Below are 2,905 nucleotides of genomic sequence, written 5' to 3'. Positions count from 1 at the left end.
AAAGCCGCCTAGCTTCTTTCCTCATACACCAGATTTGACAGTAACTCACCTATTTGTAGCGATCGGCATAGTTGGTATCTGCGTGGCGGCGATCGCAGGTTTTTTGAAAACGACCGCACTCGCCTATTTATCACACAAGGTAGTGAGCGCAGCTGTATCCGGTTTAGGTGTGATATCTGGCGTCCTATACGCTCTTGGTTGCGTCGGAGTAATGCTTGGCGGGCTTGATCAGGGAGAAGCGTACTTAGCGTTTGAAAATGCTATTGGTAGTGGTGGCGTAGCCCTCGGCATAATTGCGTTTATCCCGATCGTGGACAATCGAAATAACGAGCTATGGGATATTGTTCGCCTGTTCTTAATAGCGGGTCTGCACATTGGGATTGCAGGGATCTGTATCGCGCAGAGCGAACATGAACGGACGTGGATACTCGTTATAGTGACCGTGCTATTTTGGGTTGGCTGGGTCTTATCACGATTTTTGGGGTGGCTGGGTATTTTTAGGAATTAACAACAGCTGCAAGTAAGCGCGAGCGTTATTCGCTATCGTAAAAACAGAACAGCCGTTCCGTTTGTAAAGGCGCCCGGTCAACTTAGAGGCGCCAATGATCTCGAATGCCTCGACACGCTTGATGGCGGGCCTCCTCGATAGCCCGCATCGTTCAAGCGACTACTGTATGTGAGCACAGCGCACCGCCGATGAGATGACGGCTACAAGAAGCCATAACGTGAAAAACCGCGAATATTCCGCCTTTTCTAGTTATAAACTGATTAGTGGGTGGGCGAAAACCGGCCGGTTTTAGTGTTCACAACACCGCCAGCAGCGCCAGTGTAGACATCGCCGTTCCTCGGATTCACGTAGTTCCCCCCTCCAGTCGGTTGCAGCACCTGTCCAGTTCTTGGGTCAACTAACGGCCGGCCGGTATCGGACGCAGCTGATCGCCTTTCTTTGGCCGCTTCTCGTTCTGCACGTCGCTGCGCCATCCGTTCCCCGACAGATGGCATGTCTGAGTACCTGGTCTGGTTTGAAGGCATGTACGGCGTGTGTCCACGTCGGCGGAGAGCATCCTGGGCACGTTTCTGCTTATACGGACCCGCGGGGGCATTTGAACGAGAACCTACGGTTTTGAACCCAGTGACCACGTCGAAACCGTAGGTTTCCGTCGAATCATCCCTTCTCCTCATCTTCAATAAAGTATGTACCGTTGGGTAACACATGTTTATAGGGCAACAACGAGATATGAGATAAGGTCTCGTCGTCGATTTCCTCCCCTTGCTGCCGAAGCTGCTCCACAATGTCGCTTATCTTGATGGTGTTCCAGTACAGAATGGCATTGGACACAAAGCTGAGACTACTGGCCTTGTTCATGATTTCTTCATAGTCGCCTGTGGTGAATTCACCCTGATCCGCAAAGAATATCCAGCGCGGCAGTTTATGTCGGTATTCCCCTTTATTCAGTTGCCGTTGGACGGTTTGACGGAGTTCTTTGTCAGTCAGGTACCGCAGAATGTATTCGGTCTTGATAATCCGCCCCAAGTTCGTAAAGGCTTTGGTGAGGCGATCCGAAGGTGAACTATTGGTTAATCGTTGGACGATGACGTGTGCTGGCGCAGTTTTCTGCTTCAGTGAAATCGCCACTCGCATCATATATTCCCACTGTTCCTCAATGATGGCCAGATCGGCTGTTTTGGTGAGTAAATGGTTGAGGTCGCCGTAATCGACGGTTTTGTCAATACGGTAAAGCTGCTGATCTTTGAGATCCCGAATGCGCGGCATAAAGTAGAATCCGAGCAAATGACAGAGTGCGAAGACGATTTCGGTATAGCCATGTGTATCGGTGGTGTGCTCCCGGATTTTCAGAATCGTGTTGTTTTCCAGCAGGCCGTCCAAAACATACAGCGCTTCACGCGGGCTACAGGAAATAATCTTGGTGCTGAACACTGAATATTGATCGGAAACGTGGGTGTAGATCCCGATGGCTTTTTCATAATAACCGTAGTAGCGGGGATAGTAAGAAGCCAACAGGCTGTCGGCGCGGATTTTAAAGCGTTGCGCATCCGATGAGGACAATGTACCGGTGCCGTGCACCGCACTCAACGGCAGCTCATGGTGTTGATTCACAATTTCAGCACTGGCGTTGATCAGGGTTTCCTCTCGAATATAGTATTGCAGGATATGCCGGAGCATATCGACGGTCACACCTTTAACGCTATTGCTCATGGATACGACACCCAGGTTGGTGGCCTGCGAAATAATGGCGGCCATCAGGCTTTTGTAAAAGGCTTTGGGGCGCGATTGATGGTGCTGGATAGGGACAAAATGACGGCTGTAATGTGTCATTTGATCTACTTCCATCAGAAGCTGTTCGATACGTATGCTGGGCATATGTGCATCGATCACTTTTTGCAGTTGGTTGACTTTATCCGGGACCTCGAGCTTGTCATCACGTTTGAGTTTCAATCGGCCGTTTTGAATTTCCGCGAAGTTGTCCAGGCCGAACAGCTTTTTCGCTTCAGAGACTGATTCGTGGAACTGCGTTGAAATGGCGGCTCGAACTTCGTGCGGTGGAGGCTGTTGAAGTTCGGTATAGACAGCCTGTCTGGTTTCATCCCAACTGGGTTCATTTAAGGTGAGATCCCAGAACGAAACATGCTGCTTACTCTGCGGCAAGTACAAATCGCCGGAACGCAAGGCGTCTTTCATAGCGAGAGCCAATCCCATTTCCCAAACGTTGCGATTGATGTTACCGGCTTGATCTTTAAGGCTGCGGCGTAGTTCGCGGGGAATGAATGCTGTCGGTGTGTTCTCGGGTAGCTTTTTCAGGTCGCCATCATCCAATTTCCGGACGAACTCAATAGCTTTCTTGATTAGCCCCGAAACTCAGCAGCGCGCAGTCGCGATTCGGGC

At 50.5% G+C, this 2,905-nt stretch carries 2 protein-coding genes; one reads left to right on the top strand and one right to left on the bottom strand.

Going from position 1 to position 2,905, the window contains the following annotated elements; translation table 11 throughout:
• Nucleotides 1-508 (top strand): hypothetical protein (locus T5B8_RS19900; RefSeq protein WP_353180998.1); only part of this gene is annotated, 508 nt, incomplete at its 5' end.
• A gap of 657 nt (nt 509-1,165) precedes the next feature.
• Here T5B8_RS19900 and T5B8_RS19895 read toward each other — a convergent pair.
• Nucleotides 1,166-2,854, bottom strand: coding sequence for a Tn3 family transposase (locus tag T5B8_RS19895; protein ID WP_353180999.1), 1,689 nt, complete (start codon nt 2,852-2,854; stop codon nt 1,166-1,168).
• Nucleotides 2,855-2,905 lie beyond the last annotated feature (51 nt).

The organism is Salinisphaera sp. T5B8 (assembly GCF_040361255.1).
Taxonomy (GTDB): domain Bacteria; phylum Pseudomonadota; class Gammaproteobacteria; order Nevskiales; family Salinisphaeraceae; genus Salinisphaera.
The sequence above is the reverse complement of the archived record's forward strand: the minus strand, read 5'-3'. Positions and strand labels throughout refer to the sequence as shown.